Here is a 22,504-nt window from a genome sequence, read left to right as displayed (position 1 = left end):
GACTCAGGCGAGCCAGTCCTCGGGCTTCGTGTCGTAGTCCACGTCGTCGGCCGCGAGGTGCTCGACGTCCTCCCACGGCACGTCCTGCTCGTCGAACTCCTCGCCGTCGTAGCGGACGAGCCGACCCTGCTCCTTGGGTTCGGGCTCGCGGTTCCGCCGGCGGGCGACCTCGCGGTCGTGGTCCGACACCTCCTTGACGACCGTCAGGAGGTTCACGGGGCGACCCCACAGTTCGAACACGCGTTCGAGGGTCTGCTTGGCCTGCCGGACGTCGAGCATCACGCCGTTGTACTCGTGGCCGAGCAGCAGCTCGTTGCGGTTGTTGTAGTTGCCGTCGTACACCGCGACGGTGGGCTTGCCGAAGTTCGTGAACTGGAGCAGCAGCTTCTTCTTCACGTCCTCGGCGTCCTGGCTGGCGACGCGGTACTGGCCGGTCGCCTGCGAGTACTCGTAGGTGAAGTACTCGTTCTCGTCGATGAACTCCTGGCTGAGGAACTCGTCGACGAACGTCACGTCGTTGTGGCTCCGGCGGACCTCGCGCATCCGGTCCCAGCCGGCCGCGTAGTCCACGTCGGCGATTGCCTCCTCGACGCTGTCGTACACCTGGTCGTCGAACAGGTAGCGCCCGATGCGCTCCAGTTCGGACTGACTCACCCGCTCGAGGAAGCCGCGGTATGGCCGCCGGACGAGCGAGTAGTGCCGCCGGCACATCCCCTCGTAGGAGAGCACCTTCCAGGGGTAGCTGTCGACGTCGATCTCGCCGTCCATCGCCCGATCCAGCGCCTCGCAGTCGAGGTACTCGTCCGGGAGTTCGGCGACCGCGTCCAGCGAGTCCGCGTCGATGCTGTCGAGCGCCGCGGGCGGTTCGAGCAGCTCGCGGACCGCCGCGAACTCGACGCTGTCCTTGAGGTTGCGCCACGTGATGCCCTTCACGCGAAGTATCTTGTCGAGCACCTCCCTGCGGTTCGTCGTGTTCTCGACGTACCCCCAGAGCTCCTTGCCGAGGCTGTAGGGGTTGAGCCCGGGCGAGCCGAGCACCGCCGACATGTGGTCGGCGTAGTTGAGGAACTCGTCGTCGCCGGCGAACCCCTCGTCGGTCATCATCCGCGACTCCCAGATGCTCGCCCAGCCCTCGTTCATGATCTTCGTCATCTTCTGTGGCGCGAAGTAGTACGCCTCCTCGCGCATCATGTCGAGCACGTCGCGCTGCCACGGCTCCATGTCGGTCGCCTTCTCGGCCTCGCGGTCGTACTGCTTGCCGTGGGTCCGCAGGAACGCGATGACGTCCTTCTGTGGCTCCTCGGGGAACGTCGCCGGCGGCTCGTCGCCGTCGAGCGCGTCCAGCCACTCGTCGTCGAACACCTCGCGACGCACCTCCTCGGAGAGCTCGAGGTCGCCCAGCCGGTCGGCGAGGTCCTCGGGGTCCAGCTCCTCGGGGTCGTCGACGACCGAGCTGACGGCCTGGTACGGGCGATGCTGGTCGATGTTGTCCTCCAGCGTCAGCACGTTGTCGATCCACTTCTCGACCTCGGCGCGCTCTATCTCGGGGTCCTGCATGTACTCCGAGATGGCCCGGGCGTGGCGTTCGAGCATCGCGGCCGCGTTGGGCGTCCCCTCGGCGAACAGCTGGAACCAGTCGTTGTTCGCGAAGAAGTCGGAGTGCGCCTCGACGTGCGTGATGACCGCCTTCTGGTCGGCCAGCGTGTTCGACTCCTGCAGGAACGCGTGGGCGGGGTCGTCGTTGTTGACGATCTCGAACGCCTTCCCGCCGCTGTACTGGCCCTGCTTCTGCTGGCGGTCGTACTGCATCCCCCAGCGCCAGTGCGGGTAGCGGTGCTGGAAGCCGCCGTAGGCGATGAGCTCGTTCATCTCGTCGTAGTCGACGACCCAGTAGTTCACCTCGTACGGGGAGAGCCCGAACTTCTCGGCGAGGTTCCGGGCCTCCGCGACGTGCTCTCTGAGGTCGTCGGCGATGCGCTGTTTCTCGATCCGGTCTGGATTACTCATCGGAATCCCCCTCCGTGGAGAGGATGGTGTAGATGGCGTCTGTGACGTCCTCCGGGCCGGTGACGTACGCGACGGCCACGTCGTCGCTGCCGGCGAAGTGGTTCTCCACCTCCTCGGCGTGGGTCGCGTTGATGGCCGTCCCGGTCGGCTGGGTCTCCACGTAGGCGTGGAGGTTCGCCGGGATCGCCTCCATCATCGGGATGACCCGCTCCTCGGTGTCGTTGCTGGAGTTCTCGGAGTCGCCCGCGGCGAACACGTAGCGGTTCCACTCGCTGAACGGGTACGCCTCCAGCAGGTGCGCGGCGAGCTCGTACGCGCTCGAGATCTTCGTCCCGCCACCGGAGCGGATGCCGAAGAACTCCTCGCGCTCGACCTCCCACGCGTCGGCGTCGTGGGCGATGTAGACGAACTCGGCGTTGTCGTACTTCCCGGTGAGGTACCAGTCCAGTGGCGTGAACACCCGCTCGACCAGCTCCCGTTTCTTCTCGCGCATCGAGCCGCTCACGTCGCGGATGTTGACGACCACGACGTTCTTCTCCTTCTCCTCGATGATCTCGGGGTGGCGGTAGCGCTCGTCCTCGCGGCGGAACGGGACGTGCTTGATGCCCTCCCGCCGTATCTTCTCGGTGACGGTCTGGCGCTCGACGTTCTCCTCGACCTCCTCCAGCGAGGACCACTTCGTGCGCTCCTCGCGCGGGATCTCGTCGTAGGCGTCGTCCAGCCACGCCATCGAGACGGGGAGGCTCTCGCCGCGGGCCCACTCGAACGCCTTGCGCGGCCCCCAGCCGTCGATCTTCAGCACCTCCCGCAGGAACTCCTCGTCGAAGTCCATCGAGAGCTTGCGCTTCAGCCCCTCCTTGAACATCCGCTCGAAGTCGAGCGTCGAGTCCGGGCCGCTTCGCGTGATGTCCGTGAACGGGCCCTCCTTCTCCTCGACGACGCGCTTGCCCTTCGGTTCGAGGTCGAGCCCGAGCTCCTCGTCGAGCTCCTCGGCGAACTCCTCGGGGTCCATCTCGTAGTACTCGTGCTCGCCGCCCTCCTCGCCGGGGTCGCCCTCGTCGCCCTCGCCGGGCTGTGGCTGGGGCTGGCCGACGGGGTCGCCCACGTCCGCGTCGCCCTGGCCGACGCCGCCCTGGTCGCGGCGGTCGTACTCGAAGCTCGGCAGGTCGACGATCTTGATGGGGATCTTCACCTGGTCCGCGCCGCTGCGGCCGAGTTCGCCGTACTGGATGAACTCCTTCAGGTCCTCGCGTCGCTGTTCGCCGACCTCCCGGAACCGGTCGAGGTCCTCTTTCAGTCCCATCTGTACGCCACCTGTCCCATGACGTGTCTGCTGGTCAGTTCGGCCGACGCCGCGGAGTAGCCCTGCAGGTCGACCATCGCGTCGATGGTCTTGGCCTTGAGGTCGGCGGTCTCGGTGCCACTCGGCGGGTCGTCCCACTGGCTCGGTTCGAAGTCCTCGTAGGTGCGGCGCACGTCGTCCCAGTCGTTCGACTCCAGGACGGCGCGGACGACAGGGATGGCGGCGAGGTCGACGTCCTCGATGGCGAAGTCCTCGTCGCGGTGCTCCCAGGCGTGGCGGTTCAGCGCCGTGATGATCTTCTCGCGACGGAACGCGGCGACGGCCTCGCTCGGCTGGTCGCCCTCGTACTCGTCCTCGTCGAAGCGGCCGAGGTGCTCGACCTCGAACACCTTCATCTTCAGCGGGTCGGGCTCCTCGCGCTCACCGCGGTCGTTGACGATGGGCTCGTCCGTCTCCCACGCGTAGACGTGCTCGACGTACTCCGCGACGGTCGCCTCGTCGACGGTGCTGTCGTGGAGCATCGCGTCGACCACGTCCTGTGCCTGGGCGTCGAACACGTGGTTCTTCACCTGGGCGACGCGGGACTCGAACTCGGTGCGCTCGCCGGTCGAGAACACCGGCGCGGTGACGAGGTTCTCGACCATCGCGTTCAGCACGTCGCGCGGCATGAGGACGCTCTCGACGGGCAGGTCGGCGTGGTGCCGGTCCGTCTCCTCGTGGAGCAGGTCCGCGAGCACGTCCCGGGTGTAGGTGACCGGGATGCCGTGGGTCCCGTCCTTCGGGTCGTCCGCGAACTCGAACGCCTCGGCCTCGCGCCGGGTGTCGCCCTCCTGGAGGTAGCCCCGGTCGAACAAAATCGCCTTGTCGACGAGGTCGAGCCCGGTCGGCAGGTCCTCGTCGTCGAGGCGGGTGACGACGCTGTACAGCGCCGCCGCCTCGATGGCGTGCGGGGCGAACTCCCGGTCGGTGAGCCGGTCCGCCGAGCGCTTGACCGACAGCGTCACCGGCTGGCGGATCTGGTCGGCGAGGTCGTCGTAGGACTCGGCGGTCCAGACCGAGGTCTCACCGGTGAGCTCCCGCCGGATGAGTTCGGTCTCCAGCGAGAGGTTCGTCAGGTAGGTGAACTCGTGCTTGTCGAGCCGCCGTTTGAGCGCCTTCAGCGGGTCCATCCCCTGGCGTTCCGCGTGCTGGTTCAGCGTCGCCTCCAGGTCGGGGTTCGAGATGATGACCAGCTGCGTGTCGACGTCCATCCCGATGCCCTTGTCGAGCTTCACCGTTCCCTCGTCGGGCACGTTCAGCAGCTTCTGGAGCAGGTCCGCGTGCTGGGCGGCGTCCTCGACGACGGTCAGTAGGCCGTTGCCCTGCGAGAGCACGCCGTCGTAGGAGAACGCCTGCGGGTTCTTGCGCCCGCGAGAGTCCAGCTTCTGGAGCATCCCGCGCATCCACGAGCCGACGAGGCGCTCCTTCGGCGAGCCGTCGTCCTCGCTGTGGAGGACGCCGATGCCCTGCCCCACGTCGACGACGTAGTTCTTCACGCGCAGGTGCCGGCTGTCGGCGATGGCCGAGAACAGGTCCTCCCGACCCTCGCGACGGTAGCGCTCCTCGAGGTAGTCGTACGCCTCGCGGCTGAAGGGGTCGAGCCGCTCCTCGACGCGGACGGGGACGTCTGAGTCGACGCGGTCGTTCATCTCCGCGAGCAGGTCCGCCCGGACCGACTCGGGGAACACCGACAGCGGGTGGGCCTGCACGGGCGACTCGTACCAGTCGCTCTCGTCGTCGCCGCCGAGGTCGTCGCCGTAGCTCAGCCCGCGGCTGCTCCCCTCCGCGGCCGCGACGTTCCACTCGACGGTGTATCTTCGCCCCTCGGACGTCTTCGAGTACTCACACAGCCCGTTGACGAGACAGCGCTTCAGCTCGGACTTGCCCGTGGCGGTCGGGCCGTCGAACCAGAGTATCTTCTCGTGCTTGCCACGCCCGGCAGCGATGGAGCGCAGGTCGTCGACGAAGGAGTTGAGCACGTCGGTGTTGCCGAGCACCGCGTGCTCGCCGTCGTTGTGCGGGTCGTCGAAGAACCGGTAGCGCTCCTTCTCCTCGCCCTCCTCGACGACGGTCCGGGTGCCGGCCGCCTCGATGGCCTGCAGCAGGTACTTCGAGGCGTGGGCCGCGATTGAGGGCTGCTCGAACGCGCGGTCGACGTACTCCGCGAGGCTCATCGGGGCCTCGTAGGTATCCTCCAGCGCGCGGTCACTCGCCGTGACGTAGTCGTCTCCCGTGCTCATCAGTCTTCCATCTCTGCTTTGGCGACCTCGGCACCGGCGAACTCGAGCACTTCCGTCGCGCCGTCGCGCGAGTAGCCCTGTTCGATGAGCGCGTCGACCCAGGCGTTGCGCTCGTCGTCGTCGGTCTCGTTGGCGCTGACGAGGGCGCTGAAGTTGATGTTGTGCTTCTTGTCCTCCCAGAGCTTGCGCTCGAGGGCGCGGCGCAGGCGCTCGTTGTCCTGCGGGTTGAACGTGTCGCCCTCACGGGCCCGCCGGGACACCCAGTTCGAGACCTCCTGGCGGAAGTCCTCCTTGCGGTCCTCGGGGATGTCGAGGTTCTCCTCGATGGAGCGCATGAACGTCTCGTCGGGGTCCTGGTCGCGGCCGGTGATGTCGTCCTCGATGGTGTCGTCGTCGATGTAGGCCATGACGTGGTCCATGTACTTCTCGCCCTGCCGCTGGATCTCGTCGACGTCGTACGCCAGCGCGTGGCGGACGTCCTCGATGGCGCGTGCCTTGTACTCCTCGCGGACGAGTTCGAGGTAGCGGTAGTACGTCTCGAAGTTCTCCTCGGGGATGGAGCCGTGGTGTTCGAGGTTCTCCTCGAAGAAGTTGAACACCGTCAGCGGCGAGAGGAACCCGCGCGTGCGGTGCTTCGAGTCCATGATGGCCTCGGCGATCTCGTCGCCGATGAACCGGGGCGAGACGCCCTCCATGCCCTCGCCGATCTCGGCCTTCGCCTCCGCCTCGTCGCGGAGCTTCTTCACGTCGATGTCGTCGCCGTCGTCGATCTCGCCGTTGTACGCCTTCGCCTTCTGTATCATCTCGACGGTCTCGGTGTCGGGCTCCTCGATGCGGGTGAGCACCGCGAACAGCCCCGCCATCTCCAGCGTGTGGGGCTCGACGTTGATGTCGGGCACGTCGGCGTTGTTCAGCATCTTCCGGTAGATGTCGGCCTCCTCCTCGTAGCCCAGGACGTACGGGAAGTCGATGCGCTTCGTGCGGTCGTTGAACGCCTCCATCTTCTCGTCGCCCTTCTTGTCCTTGTACTCGGGCATGTTCGTCCGGCCGACGATGACCTGGTCGATGTCGATTCGGGGGTTGTTCTTCGGCTTGATGGTCATCTCCTGGGTGGCGTGCAGGAAGTCGTAGAGGAACTCGCGTTGCAGCTTCAACAGCTCCTCGCCGGAGAAGATACCGCGGTTCGCGTTGCAGAAGGCCCCGGAGTAGTCGAACGAGCGCGGGTCGGACTCGCCGTAGATGGCGATCTTCGAGTAGTTGACGTCGCCCGTGAGTTCGGTCTCGTCCTGGTTCTTCTTGTCCTTCGGCTCGAACGTCTCCAGGCACTGGCGCTTGTTCTCGTCGGCGGTGAGCCGGATGACCTCGACGTGGTTCTGGAGCACGGTCTCGAGGTCGTCGTCGTACTCCTCCAGGAGCCGGTCCATGTAGAACTCCGACTCGGGGTCGAGGCTCTGCTCGTTCCGGATGGTGTACGGCGCGTCGTGGACCTCGTTGATGTCGTCGAGGACGGCCTGGCGCTGTCGCTTCGGGAGGAGGACGAGCGGGTCCTGGTTCATCGGCGAACGGACCACGTCGTCGGCGGGGTCCTGGTCGCGGACCACGTCGCAGAGGTTGGTCCACCGGAACGTGTACATCCGGCCGTCGTCGCGCAGGGTGTAGTCCTCGAAGTACTGCCGGACCATCCGGTCGAAGTGGGACTTCCCCGACCCGACCGGGCCGAGCAGCAGCTTGATACGGCGCTCCGGCCCCAGCCCGCGCGCCCCGGATTTCACCTTGTTGACGAACTCGTGGATGCTCTGGTGGATGACGTTCCCGTAGAACGTGTTCTCCCCGTCGTTGAGGGGGTCCTCCGTCGCCAGTTTGTACTTGACGATGCCCTCGCGCTCGTCGTACTCGGTGCCGTAGAAGTCGAACATGTCGGCGACGCGCTGGTGCGCATTCCGGGCGACCAGTGGGTCCTCGTACACCTCGTCGAGGTACCACTCGAAGGGGCTGGTCTCCCGCAGGTCGGCCGGGATCGACTCCTTGTAGTCGGTGCTCAGTTCCGCCAGTGATTCTCTGGTGTCGGTCATGCTATCATGGGTATCTCGTCCGGACCGTCGACTCGCGCGTCGGGCGGCCGAACGCGCTCGCGGGTCGCCGTCGGTCCAACACGTGCTCGGTCGCCCCTGACCCGACCGGCCCGTCCGGTCTCGGTGCGTCGTCGGCGCGCCCGCCCTGGCCGCGCCCCATCCGTCCGGACGTTCGTCGTGCCATATGTGAACTCGTGACACTACCGGGGGCGTGACGGCCACTCGACGGTGTTCGAGACCGAAGGGGCCACCACGACCGGTAGTGCGGGGGATACCGAGTGGTATCCCTAGTTCAGATGCGAACGCGCATAAGTTTGACCCCAACAAATATTTAGCTGGACCAAAACTCACTTTAAAGGAATCGGTTTGTTCTCGTCGGAGGGGCGCTCCGCTACCCGCTGTTCGTGGGCGATAGCGCGGACATTTATATACCCCCGACGGATACGGCCGGTGGCCGTCGAGGTGGAACCACCGGCATCCGCACCACCGGCCTCCCCGGGTCGTTCGAGGAGTCGGGACAGTAGCACGCACCTACCGACAGCATCCGGTGGGCTCTCCACCGCCTCGAACCCCCGGAAAGCGCCGGGCTTCTCCCGCAGAACGACGGCAGTGACGAGCGTACCGATGCGCGGCCGCGGCAGGTTCGGACCGACGTTGGACCGGCGAAGGGAGTCGGGCCGTCGCCACTCGTGGCAGGAATCCCGACCGGCACGACGGGAGGTGCCACGAGATAGCTCGCCCCCAAGAGGTATCTACTATGACTTAAACTGGATTTTAAACGGGTCGGTTTCATCGTGTTCTGGAGGGTACGTGGGTCCCCCAGCGGCGGTGGCAACGAAGGCCCATTTATATACTGTCTGGTCGAGAGGCGCTGAAACACCGCCTCACGGCCGACTCGATGGAGTTCTTCCGACCACGGCCCTGCTCGCCCACCCGACCCGGACGCCCACGAGACCGCGGACCGGGACTCATTAACCGCACCGCCGCCAACTCGCGGTCATGAGCGACTTCGCGGACCTGCCCGACGGGTGGGTCGTCTGGAACGAGGAGCCAGAGGGCCGCTGCGTCCTCGCCTACCGGCCCGACGTGTTCGACTCCACGGAGTTCCCGGCACCGTGTCTGCCGACGCTGTACCTCACACGTGGCCGCCGGAACCACCGCCGCCCGGGGATCTCCCGCGAGGACGCCGTCTCCGGCGACTGGTACGTCACCCTCTCCCTCGAACCCGACGTGCAGCTGCAGGAGACCAACCGGTACGAGAGCCGCGAGGCGGGCGTCGCGGGCACCGTCGAACTCGCCCGGCGGTTCGCCGACGGCGAGATCGACCCCGACGACGTGTACCAGGTCCCGCGCGAGGACTACATCGCGAAGCTGCACGAGCTGACGGGACAGTCTTAACCGGGTGCCTCGCGTACGCCGCGACATGTCGAAGGTCACGCTCATCGGGGCACGGCTCGCCGACCCCGGTGCGGAGTTCGTCTACGAGGGCGAGGCGAGCGCCTGCGAGGGCTGTCCCTACCGCAGCCAGTGTCTGAACCTCACCGACGGCGTGAAGTACCAGGTGACGGACGTGCGCCAGAACGCCCAGACGCTGGAGTGTGCCGTCCACGACGAGGGCGTCCGCGCCGTCGAGGTCGAGGCCGTCGGCGTCCGGGCGAACGTCCCCTCGCGGCAGGCCTACGCCGGCAGCAAGGTCGGACTCGCCGGGTCATGTCCCCACACGGACTGCCCGAGCCACGAGCTCTGCGAGCCCGACGGTGCCGACCTGGACGCCGAGCACCGCATCGCCGAGGTCGTCGGCGACCCACCGCACGAGTACTGCCACCTCGACCGCGACCTGACGATGGTCGAGTTCGCGCCCGACGAGGACGCATGAGCGGGGACCCGGACGACGAGACCGCCGAGGACGTGGAGTCGGACGACGGGTCGGCGGACGAACCCGTCGAGAACAGCGTCGCCGCACAGCTCGAGACGCAGGACCCGACACCCGCCGAGGACGTGCTCGCGGCTGGCCTCTCGCCGCTGCTCTCGCTCGGGTCGCAGGCGTCGGGTGCGCTCGGGCTGCCCGAGCCGACAGTCCTCGCCGACGACGTGCTGAGCCGCCCTGCCGACGAGCGGTTCCGATCGTCGGCGAGCCGCTACGCCGACCGGTTCGACGTGCCGTTGCTCGACTCCGACGGGCTGTCGGACGCCGAGGACGACCTCCCCGTCGACGACCCGCTCGGGACCGCGGCGGAGACGGTCGTCCGGAACGCGGGCCGCTGGCAGGGCCAGCTCCTCGCCCAGCTGGTGTACGAACCCGACGACCCGGACCCGTACCTCGCGCTCGCGGTGCTGCTCGAGCGACTGGAGCGTGCCGCCGTCGGCACGAAGGCGGCCCACGAGACCGACGCCGACACGGAACACCTGCTCTCGACCGGCCTCGCCGTCCTCGCCCGGCTCGTCTCCCTCCTCGAGACCGACGCGAGCGTCGACGACGGCACGTACCGCGACGCGGTGCTCGCGAGCTACCACGTCGAGGTCGCCACCGGCGGCGAGCCGCGGTTCGACCCGACCGAACGGACCGACGCCGAGTGCCGCCGCATCGTCCGTCTGCAGGGTGCGCTGCTCGCGTTCGACACGTTCGACCGACCGGCCGACGAGGTCGCAGCGCTCACCGGCGTCGGTCCGGAGGCGATCCTCGCGGCCATCGGCCGGCGCGACACCGGAGATGGCGGTTCCTGACGCCCGGGCACCGCCGGTCGGCCGTTCGAGCGGCCCGACCATCTGGCCCTTCGTCTCGGCGAGACAGACCGTAAGGAGCGTCGACGGCACCGACCTCAGCCGACGTAGCCGACCCTGTCGGCCGCGTAGCCGAACACGTCCTCGTAGCCGTACGAGGACATGAGCACCGGGTAGAACTGCTCGTCCGCGACGACGTTCTCGCCGTCGACGGCGGCGTACGTCTCGCCCGCCCTGACGCGCTGGAAGTTCTCGACGAACACCTCGTACTCGCTCGCGACCCCCTTCGGGATGCGCCGGACGAGACGGAACACCGGCGTGTCCCTGGCGGGTGCGACGCCCGCGAGCACCCCCGTCGCGGTCAGGAAGGAGAGCACGAGCCGGTAGCCGTTCGCGGCGGCGTCCTCGCTGCCCTGGAGCCCGCACTCGACCTCGATGGTGTCCGGGACGGCCTTGAAGATGCGACCCTCGACGAACCGGCCGGTCTCGACCACCGAGGCGACCGGCAGCCGCGGACAGACCGTCCGCGCGAAGTCGTCGACGCCGTCGACCACGGCGAACGGTTCGGCGTGGGACTGCGTGGAGTGCAGCGCCAGCGTCCGACAGCCCTCTATCTCGTGGGCCAGGTCGTACGCGAGTCGCTTCTCGTGTGTCTCGCCGTCCGGGTAGCCCGGGAACGCCCGGTTCAGGTCCTCCTCGACGTACCGGACGCCCCGCTCGGCGGCCGCCTCGTTCGCGACGACCAGCTTCACCGGCCGGCGCACCTCGGGGGCGTCCCGCAGCAGTCGCTCGATGGCACGGATACCGCAGGGCTCGTCGCCGTGGATGCCGCCGACGACGGCGACCTCGGCGCGACCCTCCCCCAGCTTCGTCACCTGCATTCGTCACGTCCCAGGGGTCGGGGGGAGTAAAACCGTTCGAACCGTGCGCCCCGGAACCGCCCCCGACCATGGTCGGGAGTAGTCTGTTAGGGCGACACACACAAGATGTTCCAGAGGCTGCAAGACCTATGGCGTTGGCCGACCAGACACCGGGAACGAGACTGACGTTGGAACTGTGGCACCCGAACTGCTGGGCGATCGAGGCGACAGACCGACGAAACGGTGGCGTCCTCGCCCACGCGATCTACGACTCACCCCGAGCCGACGCACTATCGACGAACAGCGTCAACGGACTGTTCACCGCCTACGGCGCGACCGAACGCGAGGTCGAGCGGCTACTCGACGCCATCCGCGAGACCGACCACGCCGGCGAGGTCCAGGAGCTCCAGCAGCGCTTCGGGCGGGCACGCAACGCGCCGGGCAACGTCGTCCGCGAGTTCTTCCTCGAGTACAACCCGAACGACATGGTCTGCCCGACACTGCTCCAGCACGGCTTCGTCCACAGCGCACCCGTCCGCATCGAGGACGGCCGCGAGGAGTGGCAGGTGGGCTTCGCCGGCGAGCGCACCGAGATACAGGACCAGCTCGACGGCGTCCGCCAGGAGGCCGACGCGGAGGTGACGGTCTCCTCGATCACCTCGTCGGACTCGGGGACCAAGTCGCCACGCGAGCAGCGCCTCGACACGCTCACCGCCGCACAGCGCGAGGTGTTCGAGCACGCCCGCGAGGCCGGCTACTTCGAGTGGCCACGCGGCACCTCGACCCGCGAGCTCGCCGACGACATGGACATCTCGAAGACGACGCTGCTCGAACACCTGCGGAAGGCCGAGGCGAAGCTGCTGGACCCGTAGCCGGGCGACGGAACGACCGGTGGCGACACCGGTCAGTCGTCACGGCGCTGTTCGTCGAGCGTTCTGGCCTCCTCGTGGACCTTCGTCAGCTCGCGGTCGACGTTGCTGTCGCCGCTACCGTGGGCGAACCGGACCGACAGGTCGAGCGGCGACGGGACGAACCGGCCCCCCTCCGATTCGTCGTCGTCATCGCCGCCTTCACCGGAGGTGTCACCGCCGAAGTGCTCGGCGAGCCAACGTCTGAGACGCCGATACATGTCCGATAGTTGAACGAGTACCGTGAAAAGCGTACGCCTGCTTACCGGACCCCGACACCTGTGAACCCGAGACCATCGGCGACCATTCACCGCCCGACGACGGCCCGCAGCGCGAACAGCGCGTTCGACTTGCGCTCGCGGACCCGCCGGTAGAAGTACGAGAACCACTTGCCACCGTAGGGGACGTACTGCCAGACCTCGACGCCCTCGGCGGCGAGGTCGAACTGGGCCTCCTCGCGGACACCCATGAGCATCTGCACCTCGTAGGGCGTGCCGTGTTCGGCGTGGAGCTCGCCGGCGTACTGTATCATCGCGGGGTCGTGGCTGCCGACGGCGATGCCGTCGTCGAACGCCTCGAACATGAACCGGAGGAGGTCGCGGTACACCTCGTCTACCTTCGCCTTCTTTCGGTAGGCGATGTCGCCGGGTTCGTCGTAGGCCCCCTTGACGAGCCGGACCTTCCCCGGCAGCTCGGCGAGCCGTTCGAGGTCCTCGCTGGTCCGCCTGAGGTTCGCCTGCACGCAGACGCCGACGTTGCCGTCGGTCTCGCGGGCGTGGCGCTCGAACGCGTCGAGGGTCACGTCCGTCGTCGGGTGGTCCTCCATGTCGATCCAGACGAACACGCCGTGCTCGTCGGCGACGTCGACGATCCGGGCGAGGTTCTCGCGGAACGCGTCGTCGGAGAGCGAGAGCCCGATCTGGCTGGGTTTGACCGAGATGCAGGCGTCGAGGTCGTCGGCCGCGATGGTCTCGGCGAGGTCGACGTACGCGTCGGCGTCAGCGTCCGCGTCGGCGCGGTCGTCGTAGTGCTCGCCGAGCAGGTTCAGGATGACGGCGACGCCCCGCCGGTTCAGTTCGCGGGCGTGCTGGACCGCCTCGGCCGGTGTCTCGCCCGCGACGAAGTTGGTGGCGATGGGTGGTATCATGCCACCCAGTGGAGGCTCTACCGCCCTATACCGGGACCCGACCAATTCCTTCTGCGGACTGGGAAATGAATATATTCCATGAGTGAGAACAACACACATGCGGAGAGGTTATCGTTACCACAGACCAAGGACCGGTAGAGTCCCCGACCATGGTAGGCCAGGGGTTAACTCTACCAGTATAATTATTCAGCACAGACCATGGCACAAGACAGCACGGGAGAGATGGACAGGAGAACAGTACTCAAGGTCGGCAGTGGCGCGGGCATCGCGGCACTGGCCGGCTGTATCAGCACGAATCCGGACGACGGCGGTGACGACACCGACACGCCAACGGAGAGCGGTGGGGGTGGCGGTGGGGGTGGCGGCGACGAGACGGAGACGACGGACGGGGGCGGTGGCGGCGGTGCGAGCACGTTCGAGATCGGCATGGTCGACGCGACCACCGGTTCGCTGTCGGCGTTCGGGCAGCGCAACCAGCGCGGGAAGGACCTCGCGCTCGCAGACGTCAACGACGTCGGCGTCAAGGACGGCGAACTCAGCATCATCGTCGAGGACTCGCAGTCCGAATCACAGGGCGGCGTCTCGGCGGCACAGAAGCTCGTGAACCAGGACGGCGTCCCGTTCCTCATCGGGGCGGTGGGCTCGGGCGTCTCGCTGGCCATCTACGAGAGCGTCGTCCAGGGCACCGACGTCGTCCAACTCAGCCAGAACTCCACGGGGCTGAGCCTCACCGACTTCCCCGGACTGCTCCGGATGTCGCCGACGGGCCGCACCCAGTCGCTCGCGCTGGCGAACATCATGGCGGAGGACGGCCACGAGTCGGTCGCGGTCACCTACGTCAACAACGACTACGGACAGAGCCTCGCCGACGCGTTCGTCGAGAACTGGGACGGGGAGATCGCGTACAACAACTCCCACGACCAAGAGCAGCAGTCCTACTCCAGCGTCGTCTCGCAGATGAACGGCTCCGGCGCGGACGCCTGGCTGTTCATCACGTACCAGCCGGAGTTCGCGACGATGGTCAACGAGATGTACTCCAGCGGGTACGACGCACCGATGTACGGCGCGGACTCCGTCTCCGGCACGGACGTCCTCGAGAACACGCCGGAGGGCAGCATGAACGGCATGAAGATCGTCGTCCCCTCCGCGCCCGTCGAGGAGGAGAACTACCAGCAGTTCGCCTCGACGTTCGAGGACGAGTACGGCGAGGCACCGACCGTCTGGTCCGCCTACGCCTACGACTGCGTCATCAACGCGGCGCTGGCCATCCAGGCGGCCGACGATTTCACCGGCGAGGCGCTCCAGGAGACCGTCCGCGAGGTCAGCGGCCCCGAGGGCGAGCAGGTGACCTCCTACGAGGCGGCCCACCAGATCCTCGCCGACGGCGGCGGTCCGAGCGACGTCGACTACCAAGGCGTCAGTGGCCCCATCGACTTCGACGAGAACGGTGACCCGAAGGGGTTCCTGCAGATCCTCGAGGTCCAGAACCACGACTACGTCGGCATCGGCTTCATCGAAGGCTAAGCCACCGATGCCCCTTCTGGAATATCTCGCGAACGGTCTGATATTCAGCAGCATCATCGTGCTCGGGAGCATCGGCCTCTCGCTGGTGTACAGCATCGCGGACTTCGCGAACTTCGCCCACGGCGACACGATGACGATCGGGGCCTACACCGCGCTCATCACGTTCGGTGCCGTCGGGAGCCTCGGCGGCGCGGTGCTCGGGCTCCCGTTCGGCTTCTTCGTGGCCCTGCTCGCCGGCATCGCCGTCGCGGCACTCGTCGCCGTCGTCACGGAGCGGGTCGTCTACAAGCCGATGGACGTGAGCTCCATCGGGATGCTCATCACCTCCATCGGTATCGCGTTCATCTACCGGGCGATCCTCCAGCTCCGCTTCGGGGCCGACTTCACCCGGTACGACGTGCAGACGCTCCGGCCCATCGAGTGGCTCATCCCGTACGGCATCCGCATCACCGAGCACGACGTGGCCATCGTGCTCTCGGCGGCCGTCCTCGTCACCGGGCTGCACGTCCTGCTGCAGTACACCGACCTCGGGCGGAAGATGCGCGCGATGGCGGACAACCCCGAGCTCGCCCGCGTCAGCGGCATCCGGACCGCCCGGGTGAAGCTCTGGACGTGGGTCATCGGGGCCGGGCTGGCGGGTGCCGGGGGCGTCTTCCTCGGCCTCTACAACCAGCTCTCCCCGCGGATGGGCTTCTCGCTGCTGCTGCTCATCTTCGCGGCGGTCATCCTCGGCGGCATCGGCTCGGTGTACGGGGCGATGCTCGGCGGGTTCCTCATCGGGATGATCCACGAGCTCATGCCCGTCCTCGGCGAGATCGGGACACTCATCCCGTTCGTCGAGTACATCCCGTTCATCACGGAGGACTTCGCCATCCCCATCGGCATCCAGTACGCCGAGGCGGTGGTGTTCGTCATCATGGTCGCGGTCCTGCTGGTCAGACCCAACGGCATCATGGGGGAGGCGACCTGACATGAGCTGGCTCGCCAACCCCACCGACGAGTTCGCCGACATGACCCGTGCGGAGCAGGGCGTCACGCTGTTCATCGTCGGCTTCGCGCTGTTCCTCGTGTTCGGCCTGTTGACCGGCGCACTGAACCCCTCGTACTTCCTGTTCCTCATCGGCCTCGGGAGCATGTACGCGCTGCTGTCGCTCGGCCTGAACTCCCAGTGGGGGTTCACCGGGCTCATCAACTTCAGCGTCGCCGCGTTCTTCGGCGTCGGTGCGTACGGGACCGTGCTGATCAGCGCGAGTTCGTCGCCCATCCGACAGTCCCTGCTCGACATCGGGGTCCCGAGCGTCGTGCTGAACCCGGTCGTGGGGCTCGTCATCGCCATCGTCGTCGCGACCGTCATCGCGCTGGCCATCGGCATCCCCACGCTGCGCCTGCGCGCGGACTACCTCGCCATCGCCTCGCTGGGGCTGGCGGAGGTCGTCAGGCTCATCGTGTTGAACCAGCAGAACTGGACGAACGGCAGCGCGGGCGTCCGCGGCATCCCGAGCTTCTTCGCGGGCTGGCCGGTGCTCGCGACGTTCCCCCAGTCGATGCCGGAGACGGTCATCGACTTCGTTCCGGGCGGCTCCATCACCATCGCGGAGCCGGTGTTCGGCATCGGCTTCACGTTCGGGCAGGAGATCGTCCTCGGGACGCCGTTCTGGCGGGCGCTGCTGAACGTCGCGCTCGTGTTCGTGTTCCTCGGTATCAGCTACACGGCGCTCCGGCGGGTCCACCGCTCGCCGTGGGGACGCGTGCTGCGGACCATCCGCGCCGACGAGGACCTCGCGCGTGCGCTCGGCAAGAACACGTACTCGTTCAAGATGCAGTCGTTCGTGCTGGGCAGCCTCGTGATGGCGCTGGCCGGCGTGTTCTACGCGCACCTGAACCTGTACGTGAGCCCGGGCGACCTGGACCCCATCACGACGTTCTACGTCTGGGTCGCGGTCATCCTCGGCGGCAGCGGCTCGAACCGCGGCGCGCTGTTCGGCGGCTTCGTCGTCGTCGCCATCCGCGAGGGGACGCGCTTCCTCAACCAGGTCACCCTCTCGTTCGACCTGGGCGCGACCGAGGTCGTCCTCTCGCTCACGGGGTTCGGCGGCCCGATGCGGCTGCTGCTCATCGGGGTCATCATCGTCATCCTGATGCGCTTCCGACCGGAGGGCCTGCTGCCACCGCAGCGCGAGCTCATCTGGCCGGGGACCGTCGACGAGGTGCCCGAGGGCCCGGACGTCGGCGTCCGCGAGGCACGGGGTGGTGCCGATGAGTGAGGGTGCCACGTCCATGCGCGAGCGCCACGAGGGTGCCGACATGGAGAAGGAGGACGTCGTCCTCCGCGTCGAAGACCTGCAGAAGGCGTTCGGCGGTCTCGTCGCGACCGACCACGCGACCTTCGAGGTCGAACGCGGCACCATCACCGGGGTCATCGGCCCGAACGGGGCCGGCAAGTCGACCATCTTCAACCTCATCTCGGGCTTCTACGAGCCCGACGGCGGTCGCGTCGAGGTCAACGGCATCGACGTGACGGGACGGGAGCCGTACGAGGTCGCCGATGCCGGCCTCATCCGGACGTTCCAGACCCCGCGCAAGCTCGAGGGGATGACCGTCCGCGAGGCGATGCTGGTCGGTCCGCGCGAGCAGCCCGGCGAGTCGTTCGTGAAGCTGTTCACCGACCCCGAGGGCGTCGCCGCGGCCGAGTCGGCCAACCTCGAGGAGGCCCAGCGCATCTTAGAGGAGTTCGAGATCGACCACCTCGCGACCCAGCCCGCGACCGACATCTCTGGCGGGCAGATGAAGCTGGTCGAGCTCGCCCGGGCGATGCTCGCCGACCCCGAGATACTGCTGCTCGACGAGCCTGTCGCCGGCGTCAACCCGACGCTCCGGAACGACCTCGCCGAGCAGATCCGCCGGCTCAACGAGCAGGGAACCACGTTCTGTATCATCGAGCACGACATGGAGTTCGTCATGGAGCTGGCCGACCCCATCGTCGTGCTGAACCAGGGGAACGTGCTGATGGAGGGACCGCCCGAGGCGGTACAGTCCGACGAGCGCGTCATCGACGCCTACCTCGGAGGTGACACATGAACGGCGACGCGACGGTCCTCGAACTCGCCGACGTCGACAGCGGCTACGGCGAGGTGCAGGTGCTCACCGACCTCTCGCTGCACCTGGACGAGAACGAGATCGTCTGCCTCATCGGCCCGAACGGGGCCGGCAAGTCGACGGTGCTGAAGACCGCCTTCGGCCTGCTGACGCCGTGGACCGGGTCGGTGACCTACCACGGCGACGAGATCGGCGGCATGGCCCCGGAGGACATCGTCCGCGCGGGCATCGGCTACGTCCCGCAGACGGACAACGTGTTCGGGTCGCTGACCATCGACGAGAACCTCCGCATGGGCGGCGTCGCCCGCGAGAGCGGCCTCGACCGGGTCATCGGCGAGCTGTACGACCAGTTCCCGCTGCTCGACGAGCGCCGGAAGTCGAAGGCCCGGACGCTCTCGGGCGGCCAGCGCCAGGTGCTCGCGTTCGCCCGCGCACTCGTGATGGAGCCCGACGTGCTCCTCATCGACGAGCCGTCCGCCGGGCTCGCCCCGAACACCGCCGACGAGGTGTTCGGGCACGTGCAGGCCGTGAACGAGCTCGACACGGCCATCCTCATGGTCGAACAGAACGCCAAGAAGGGCCTGGGCATCTCCGACCGCGGCTACGTGCTCGACCAGGGCACCGTCCGGTTCGAGGACGCCGCCGAGGACCTGCTCGACAACGAGGAGGTCTCGAAGCTCTACCTCGGCGCGTAGCCCGGTCCCGAATCGCAGCAACCTTCCGTCATCCCATCCTCTCCATCCCAACAAGTGACCGACATCAGACGCTACGTCTTCGCGCTCGCCCCGCTCGCAGCGGCCGCGCTGTGGGGCGGGATGTACGTCGTGAGCAAGTGGAGCTTCGGCGCTATTCCGCCGCTCACGCTCGGCTTCCTGCGGGTCGCCGTCGGGGCGGCCGTCCTCTTCGGGGTGCTCGGGCTGGGAGGCGGCCGGCCGACGATAGACCGCGGCGACTGGCCGACGTTCGTGGCGCTCGGCGCGTGGGTCACCCTCACCAACGCGACGCAGTTCGTCGGCACCGAGCTGACCACCGCGAGCGAGGCGTCGCTGCTGACCGTGCTGACGCCGATTGCGACGGTCTTCCTGGGTGCCGTCGTCCTCGGGGAGCGCGTCACGCCGACGAAGGCCGCCGGCATCGCCCTCGCGCTCGCGGGCACCGTCGCGGTCGTCGCCGGGCAGTACGACCTCGCCGCGGTCGGGGCCGGCAGCCTGCTCGGCGTCGTGCTCCTGCTCGCCGCGAGCGTCACCTGGGCGGCGTACACGGTCCAGGGCGTCCGCGTCGTCCGCCGCTACTCCGCGCTGACGGCCGCGACGTACGCGACCGTCGCGTCCGTCCCGATGCTCGGCGCGCTGTCGGCGGTCGAACTCGCCCGGACGCCGGGCGGCGTCTCGTCGCTCCCGACGGACGGCACCTCGGTGCTCGCCGTGCTCTACCTCGGCGTCCTCGCGACCGCGGCCGCCTGGTACCTCTGGTACAAGGGCCTCGAGTACGTGCCCGCGGGCACCATCTCGGTGTTCTTCTTCGCCCAGCCGGTCGTCGGCGCGGCCCTCGGCGCGGCCCTGCTCGGCGAGACGCTCGGCCCGGGCTTCGCCGTCGGCGGCGCGCTGATGGCGCTCGGCATCTGGGTCGTGAGCCGGGAGCGGGCCGACGACGGCGAGGAAGAGGAGTCGACGACTGCTTGATTACGCGGTCAGGTCCATCTTCACCCCATCCCGTATTCATCGCCGTATCACGGGGCAGCTATCACCTACCCGAACGTACGGATAGCCGGTTCTGATACTGGAGAAAAGAGAGATTTCCTGCACGCCGGAGCCATCGGGATTATTACATCCGGACCACGTGTTCTATCTGAGAGATGAAGGTACGGCACAGTGGGTTGGATTACGCATATCGAATCTCCAGTAAGAACAGACGAGGGTCTATCCTACCGCCGGCACTGGATTGACGAACCATGAACTGGAAATGTAAACGTTGCGGAACGATACATACCCAAAATCCGGTCGAGTGCAGGAACTGTTCTAACAGCAACTTCCGACCGATGACCGCGGAGCAGACAGCCCGGGAGTCGACAGGTGTCGAGTCACCCGATCCAATCGATCCCGATGATTCGGAACGTACCGTATCGAGTATGGAAGGAGGGGACAGTTCGCCGGACGTGAACCTCGATGGGAGTATCGCCCGGGGCGATTCCGAAGTGGCCGACGATACCGCGAGTGACTCCAACCTCTTTTCGAGATTCCGCTCACTGATTCCTTTTCTCTAATCAGGTACCGTCACAACACAGTTCCCCAGCTCACTCCAGCCGCTCGGCGTACTCGAAGTCCACGTCGCGGGCGGTCAGGTGCTCGCCGTCGAGCGCTATCTGCCAGCCGTGCAGGACTTCGGGGTCGTCCAGCGCGTTCGTGAGCGTCGAGCGCACGTCGAGTACGTCGACGCCGTAGTAGTCCCGCGGAACGCCGTGGAAGTACTGGAGCGCGGTCCGGAACAGGCTCCGCATCCCGTCGTCGTCCTCGAAGTCGAAGTGCTTGTACGCGCCCGCTGCCACCTGCACCATCGCGTGGAGGAACTTCGACTCCGTGGACCCGCGGCCGTAGTTGTACCACTCGTCCTCGAAGCAATCGTGCGATTCGTGGTACTCGCCGCTGTTGTACAGCCGGACCCCGTGGATGACGGCCCGCCGGAGCGTGCCGTGCTCCCAGCCGTTGGACTCCGGCCGGTCCGCACGCCAGCCCGCCGGGTCGCCCGTCGCGGGCGGTGCGACTCCGGTGTCCAGCGTGTGTTCGTCCATCGATTCCACGTACGGTCTCCCCCGGCATACTCCTTCGGTCTCAAGTCGGAATCGCAAGATGTCTCCCCGGAACGTGTCGGGTGGCCAACCAGGAGGGGGCCGGTGACCAGGGAGCTCGGACACCGGCGACGGTCGGTAGTTCGTGCCGCTTCGCAACGTTTTACCACCATCCACACCGAGAGCTGTGTACGTGCGAGGGTAGCCAAGCCTGGAAACGGCGGCGGACTCAAGATCCGCTCCTGTAGAGGTCCGAGGGTTCAAATCCCTTCCCTCGCATGAGGGCGCGAACGCAGTGAGCGCCTGAATGCACGAGGGAAGGGATTTGAGCCAGGGAGCAGCTCGCTGCGACCGTGGTTCAAATCCCTTCCCTCGCATGACGCCGTGGACGACGTCCGCGGCCGAATGCGGCAAGACGGAGCGTCTTGCCCTCGCAAACACTATCGAACGCAAACTCGAGAGCGACCGGTCCGAATCCGCTCCTGTAGAGTCGCCGTGAGCGAGGCGAACGGCGGCTTGGAGGTCGGTGAGCGAGCCCCGCGAGCGAACCGTCTTCCAGTGGTCCGAGGGTTCAGATCGTGTGAGAGTCGAACTCACCGTCGGTGTGGCGAGCGGATGCATCGTTCCCCTCCCCGGCTCGGGAAGTAGAGGGTGCGGAAACAGTACCGAAGGCCAGTCCCGGAGGAGTCGCGTGTGGCCGGTTGGGCGAACGACTCAACTCATTCGACCCCGGATGATGAGCATGGTCGACGATCCACTCAACAATCTCGACCGCCGCATACTGCACCTGCTACAGGTGGATGCTCGCGGGGCAAGCGACACGGACATCGCCGAGGAGACCGACGTTACCGGGACGACGGTCAACAATCGGATCGAACAACTGGAGGAAAAGGGGGTCATCCTCGGGTACAATCCCGAGATCAACTACGAGGCGGCGGGGTATCCCATGCGCGTTCTGTTCATCTGTTCGACCGACCTCTCCCGACGGTCGGAGATGGCGAAAGAGGCCCTCGAAGTCCGTGGCGTCGTCAATGTGCGGGAGATGCTGGCCGGCGAGGAGAACCTCCACGTCGAGGTCGTGGCCGAAGCGACCTCCGACGTAAAGGAGAGCACCGAACAGTTGGACGAGCTGGACCTGCAGATCGTGACCAGCAACATCCTGGCGGAGGAACATGCCCAACCGTGGAATCACTTCCACCAGGAGATAGCCGACGACCCCGATACGCCCTCGGACGACGACTCCGAAGAGTAGTCTCGGACTGGAACGACGACAGTAGTTGGATTACTGAATCCGTATCGGCAGGGCTCGGAGTCCCGTGCCCGCATCGCTTGGGAAAGTCAACCGAACACCCACATCGATACAGAATTATCAATTGTATAAAGTTATCGTAAAAAAGATGTTAAGGTGGTCTGGGCCAATCGATAGGTGATGGCAAGGATGGACACCACGGAACTGAACGAAACGTTCGACCTGCTGACGCATCCCCACCGGCGCTATGCCCTCTATCTCCTGGCGGAGGAATCGGAGGCGCTCTCTATCGGCACCCTCGCGACCGCTATCGCCACGTGGGAAGCCGACCGAACAGGGATGGACGGGCCGACCGAAGAGAACGCTATCGAGATCGGCCTTCACCACAGCCATCTTCCGAAACTCGAAGACGCTGGCATCGTCACGGTCGCCGAGAACGAGGATTCCATAACGCTCAGAAGAACGGATGGCCTGGACCGGTTGCTAACCGACACGGCACGTCTCGACGGCTATCCGCCAATCGTAGCTGACGAGTGAGCGAGGGAGTCCGCCA

21 protein-coding genes and 1 tRNA gene are annotated in these 22,504 nt (G+C 66.8%); 13 read left to right on the top strand and 9 right to left on the bottom strand.

What is annotated here, in order from left to right:
• Window positions 1-3 precede the first annotated feature (3 nt).
• The 5 genes from NO345_RS05920 to NO345_RS05900 are packed head-to-tail and all read right to left on the bottom strand — an operon-like array spanning window position 4 to window position 7,845.
• Entirely contained in the window at window positions 4-2,007 is a 2,004-nt protein-coding gene (locus NO345_RS05920; RefSeq protein WP_256297341.1) for a SpoVR family protein, read from the bottom strand.
• A complete protein-coding gene (locus tag NO345_RS05915; RefSeq protein ID WP_256297339.1) occupies window positions 2,000-3,310 on the bottom strand; it encodes a YeaH/YhbH family protein in 1,311 nt (436 codons plus the stop codon). Before NO345_RS05915 ends, NO345_RS05920 begins: the two co-directional genes overlap by 8 nt.
• Window positions 3,301-5,589, bottom strand: a complete 2,289-nt coding sequence (locus NO345_RS05910) for a PrkA family serine protein kinase (protein WP_256297337.1) — start codon at window positions 5,587-5,589, stop codon at window positions 3,301-3,303. The genes NO345_RS05915 and NO345_RS05910 overlap by 10 nt, the downstream gene beginning before the upstream one ends.
• The gene (locus tag NO345_RS05905; RefSeq protein WP_256297335.1) at window positions 5,589-7,661 is read right to left on the bottom strand and encodes a PrkA family serine protein kinase; all 2,073 of its coding nucleotides are present in this window, start codon (window positions 7,659-7,661) and stop codon (window positions 5,589-5,591) included. Before NO345_RS05905 ends, NO345_RS05910 begins: the two co-directional genes overlap by 1 nt.
• A gap of 4 nt (window positions 7,662-7,665) precedes the next feature.
• The gene (locus NO345_RS05900; protein WP_256297333.1) at window positions 7,666-7,845 is read right to left on the bottom strand and encodes a hypothetical protein; all 180 of its coding nucleotides are present in this window, start codon (window positions 7,843-7,845) and stop codon (window positions 7,666-7,668) included.
• A gap of 815 nt (window positions 7,846-8,660) precedes the next feature.
• Between NO345_RS05900 and NO345_RS05895 the strand changes: the two genes are divergently transcribed.
• The 3 genes from NO345_RS05895 to NO345_RS05885 are packed head-to-tail and all read left to right on the top strand — an operon-like array spanning window position 8,661 to window position 10,385.
• Window positions 8,661-9,059 (top strand): DUF5820 family protein, encoded by a 399-nt coding sequence (locus NO345_RS05895; protein ID WP_256297331.1) that lies wholly within the window; start codon window positions 8,661-8,663, stop codon window positions 9,057-9,059.
• A gap of 25 nt (window positions 9,060-9,084) precedes the next feature.
• Window positions 9,085-9,537 carry a UPF0179 family protein gene (locus NO345_RS05890; RefSeq protein ID WP_256297329.1) on the top strand — a complete coding sequence of 151 codons (453 nt, stop codon included), beginning with the start codon at window positions 9,085-9,087 and terminating at the stop codon, window positions 9,535-9,537.
• A complete protein-coding gene (locus NO345_RS05885; RefSeq protein ID WP_256297327.1) occupies window positions 9,534-10,385 on the top strand; it encodes a hypothetical protein in 852 nt (283 codons plus the stop codon). Before NO345_RS05890 ends, NO345_RS05885 begins: the two co-directional genes overlap by 4 nt.
• A gap of 95 nt (window positions 10,386-10,480) precedes the next feature.
• Here NO345_RS05885 and NO345_RS05880 read toward each other — a convergent pair whose 3' ends face one another.
• The gene (locus NO345_RS05880) at window positions 10,481-11,263 is read right to left on the bottom strand and encodes a M14 family metallopeptidase (RefSeq protein WP_256297325.1); all 783 of its coding nucleotides are present in this window, start codon (window positions 11,261-11,263) and stop codon (window positions 10,481-10,483) included.
• A gap of 128 nt (window positions 11,264-11,391) precedes the next feature.
• Here NO345_RS05880 and NO345_RS05875 point away from each other — a divergent pair, with 128 nt between their 5' ends.
• On the top strand, window positions 11,392-12,114 hold the full coding sequence (locus tag NO345_RS05875; RefSeq protein ID WP_256297324.1) for a helix-turn-helix domain-containing protein: 723 nt from the start codon (window positions 11,392-11,394) through the stop codon (window positions 12,112-12,114).
• Between the two features lie 32 nt (window positions 12,115-12,146).
• Here the strand turns inward: NO345_RS05875 and NO345_RS05870 are convergent, their stop codons facing one another.
• Window positions 12,147-12,371, bottom strand: a complete 225-nt coding sequence (locus tag NO345_RS05870; protein ID WP_256297323.1) for a hypothetical protein — start codon at window positions 12,369-12,371, stop codon at window positions 12,147-12,149.
• Window positions 12,372-12,457: 86 nt separating this feature from the next.
• Window positions 12,458-13,297: a proline dehydrogenase family protein gene (locus NO345_RS05865; protein ID WP_256297322.1), complete on the bottom strand. Its 840-nt coding sequence runs from the start codon at window positions 13,295-13,297 to the stop codon at window positions 12,458-12,460.
• 198 nt (window positions 13,298-13,495) lie between these two features.
• Between NO345_RS05865 and NO345_RS05860 the strand changes: the two genes are divergently transcribed.
• The 6 genes from NO345_RS05860 to NO345_RS19770 are packed head-to-tail and all read left to right on the top strand — an operon-like array spanning window position 13,496 to window position 19,599.
• Entirely contained in the window at window positions 13,496-14,821 is a 1,326-nt protein-coding gene (locus NO345_RS05860) for an ABC transporter substrate-binding protein (protein ID WP_256297321.1), read from the top strand.
• A 7-nt stretch (window positions 14,822-14,828) separates the two neighbouring features.
• Window positions 14,829-15,791, top strand: a complete 963-nt coding sequence (locus NO345_RS05855; RefSeq protein WP_256297320.1) for a branched-chain amino acid ABC transporter permease — start codon at window positions 14,829-14,831, stop codon at window positions 15,789-15,791.
• 1 nt (window position 15,792) lies between these two features.
• The gene (locus tag NO345_RS05850; RefSeq protein ID WP_256297319.1) at window positions 15,793-17,085 is read left to right on the top strand and encodes a branched-chain amino acid ABC transporter permease; all 1,293 of its coding nucleotides are present in this window, start codon (window positions 15,793-15,795) and stop codon (window positions 17,083-17,085) included.
• Window positions 17,078-17,899 (top strand): ABC transporter ATP-binding protein, encoded by an 822-nt coding sequence (locus tag NO345_RS05845; protein ID WP_256297318.1) that lies wholly within the window; start codon window positions 17,078-17,080, stop codon window positions 17,897-17,899. The genes NO345_RS05850 and NO345_RS05845 overlap by 8 nt, the downstream gene beginning before the upstream one ends.
• Complete coding sequence (locus NO345_RS05840; protein WP_256297316.1) at window positions 17,896-18,612, top strand: ABC transporter ATP-binding protein; 717 nt, start codon at window positions 17,896-17,898, stop codon at window positions 18,610-18,612. Before NO345_RS05845 ends, NO345_RS05840 begins: the two co-directional genes overlap by 4 nt.
• 54 nt (window positions 18,613-18,666) lie before the next feature.
• Window positions 18,667-19,599: a DMT family transporter gene (locus tag NO345_RS19770; protein WP_256297315.1), complete on the top strand. Its 933-nt coding sequence runs from the start codon at window positions 18,667-18,669 to the stop codon at window positions 19,597-19,599.
• A gap of 611 nt (window positions 19,600-20,210) precedes the next feature.
• On the opposite strand, the gene NO345_RS05830 is transcribed toward NO345_RS19770, so the two are convergent.
• Window positions 20,211-20,705, bottom strand: coding sequence for a DUF309 domain-containing protein (locus NO345_RS05830; protein ID WP_256297313.1), 495 nt, complete (start codon window positions 20,703-20,705; stop codon window positions 20,211-20,213).
• A gap of 192 nt (window positions 20,706-20,897) precedes the next feature.
• Between NO345_RS05830 and NO345_RS05825 the strand changes: the two genes are divergently transcribed.
• From NO345_RS05825 to NO345_RS05815, 3 genes are all read left to right on the top strand, one after another.
• Window positions 20,898-20,981 (top strand) — tRNA-Leu (locus NO345_RS05825).
• A 463-nt stretch (window positions 20,982-21,444) separates the two neighbouring features.
• A complete protein-coding gene (locus NO345_RS05820) occupies window positions 21,445-21,954 on the top strand; it encodes an Lrp/AsnC family transcriptional regulator (RefSeq protein WP_256297311.1) in 510 nt (169 codons plus the stop codon).
• A gap of 177 nt (window positions 21,955-22,131) precedes the next feature.
• Window positions 22,132-22,488, top strand: coding sequence for a DUF7344 domain-containing protein (locus NO345_RS05815; protein ID WP_256297310.1), 357 nt, complete (start codon window positions 22,132-22,134; stop codon window positions 22,486-22,488).
• The last annotated feature ends 16 nt before the right edge of the window (window positions 22,489-22,504 follow it).

The organism is Haloarchaeobius salinus, assembly GCF_024464185.1.
Lineage (GTDB): Archaea > Halobacteriota > Halobacteria > Halobacteriales > Natrialbaceae > Haloarchaeobius > Haloarchaeobius salinus.
The sequence above is the reverse complement of the archived record's forward strand: the minus strand, read 5'-3'. Positions and strand labels throughout refer to the sequence as shown.

Bases quoted from the DNA above. Each gene is read 5' to 3' on its own strand.
- NO345_RS05890 (WP_256297329.1), top strand. From the start codon at position 9,085: ATGTCGAAGGTCACGCTCATCGGGGCACGGCTCGCCGACCCCGGTGCG.
- NO345_RS05860 (WP_256297321.1), top strand. From the start codon at position 13,496: ATGGCACAAGACAGCACGGGAGAGATGGACAGGAGAACAGTACTCAAG.
- NO345_RS05905 (WP_256297335.1), bottom strand. From the start codon at position 7,661: ATGACCGACACCAGAGAATCACTGGCGGAACTGAGCACCGACTACAAG.
- NO345_RS05895 (WP_256297331.1), top strand. From the start codon at position 8,661: ATGAGCGACTTCGCGGACCTGCCCGACGGGTGGGTCGTCTGGAACGAG.
- NO345_RS05865 (WP_256297322.1), bottom strand. From the start codon at position 13,297: ATGATACCACCCATCGCCACCAACTTCGTCGCGGGCGAGACACCGGCC.
- NO345_RS05910 (WP_256297337.1), bottom strand. From the start codon at position 5,589: ATGAGCACGGGAGACGACTACGTCACGGCGAGTGACCGCGCGCTGGAG.
- NO345_RS05870 (WP_256297323.1), bottom strand. From the start codon at position 12,371: ATGTATCGGCGTCTCAGACGTTGGCTCGCCGAGCACTTCGGCGGTGAC.
- NO345_RS05875 (WP_256297324.1), top strand. From the start codon at position 11,392: ATGGCGTTGGCCGACCAGACACCGGGAACGAGACTGACGTTGGAACTG.
- NO345_RS05885 (WP_256297327.1), top strand. From the start codon at position 9,534: ATGAGCGGGGACCCGGACGACGAGACCGCCGAGGACGTGGAGTCGGAC.
- NO345_RS05915 (WP_256297339.1), bottom strand. From the start codon at position 3,310: ATGGGACTGAAAGAGGACCTCGACCGGTTCCGGGAGGTCGGCGAACAG.
- NO345_RS05880 (WP_256297325.1), bottom strand. From the start codon at position 11,263: ATGCAGGTGACGAAGCTGGGGGAGGGTCGCGCCGAGGTCGCCGTCGTC.
- NO345_RS05900 (WP_256297333.1), bottom strand. From the start codon at position 7,845: ATGGCACGACGAACGTCCGGACGGATGGGGCGCGGCCAGGGCGGGCGC.
- NO345_RS05920 (WP_256297341.1), bottom strand. From the start codon at position 2,007: ATGAGTAATCCAGACCGGATCGAGAAACAGCGCATCGCCGACGACCTC.
- NO345_RS05840 (WP_256297316.1), top strand. From the start codon at position 17,896: ATGAACGGCGACGCGACGGTCCTCGAACTCGCCGACGTCGACAGCGGC.
- NO345_RS05830 (WP_256297313.1), bottom strand. From the start codon at position 20,705: ATGGACGAACACACGCTGGACACCGGAGTCGCACCGCCCGCGACGGGC.
- NO345_RS05855 (WP_256297320.1), top strand. From the start codon at position 14,829: ATGCCCCTTCTGGAATATCTCGCGAACGGTCTGATATTCAGCAGCATC.
- NO345_RS05850 (WP_256297319.1), top strand. From the start codon at position 15,793: ATGAGCTGGCTCGCCAACCCCACCGACGAGTTCGCCGACATGACCCGT.
- NO345_RS05820 (WP_256297311.1), top strand. From the start codon at position 21,445: ATGGTCGACGATCCACTCAACAATCTCGACCGCCGCATACTGCACCTG.
- NO345_RS05815 (WP_256297310.1), top strand. From the start codon at position 22,132: ATGGCAAGGATGGACACCACGGAACTGAACGAAACGTTCGACCTGCTG.
- NO345_RS05845 (WP_256297318.1), top strand. From the start codon at position 17,078: ATGAGTGAGGGTGCCACGTCCATGCGCGAGCGCCACGAGGGTGCCGAC.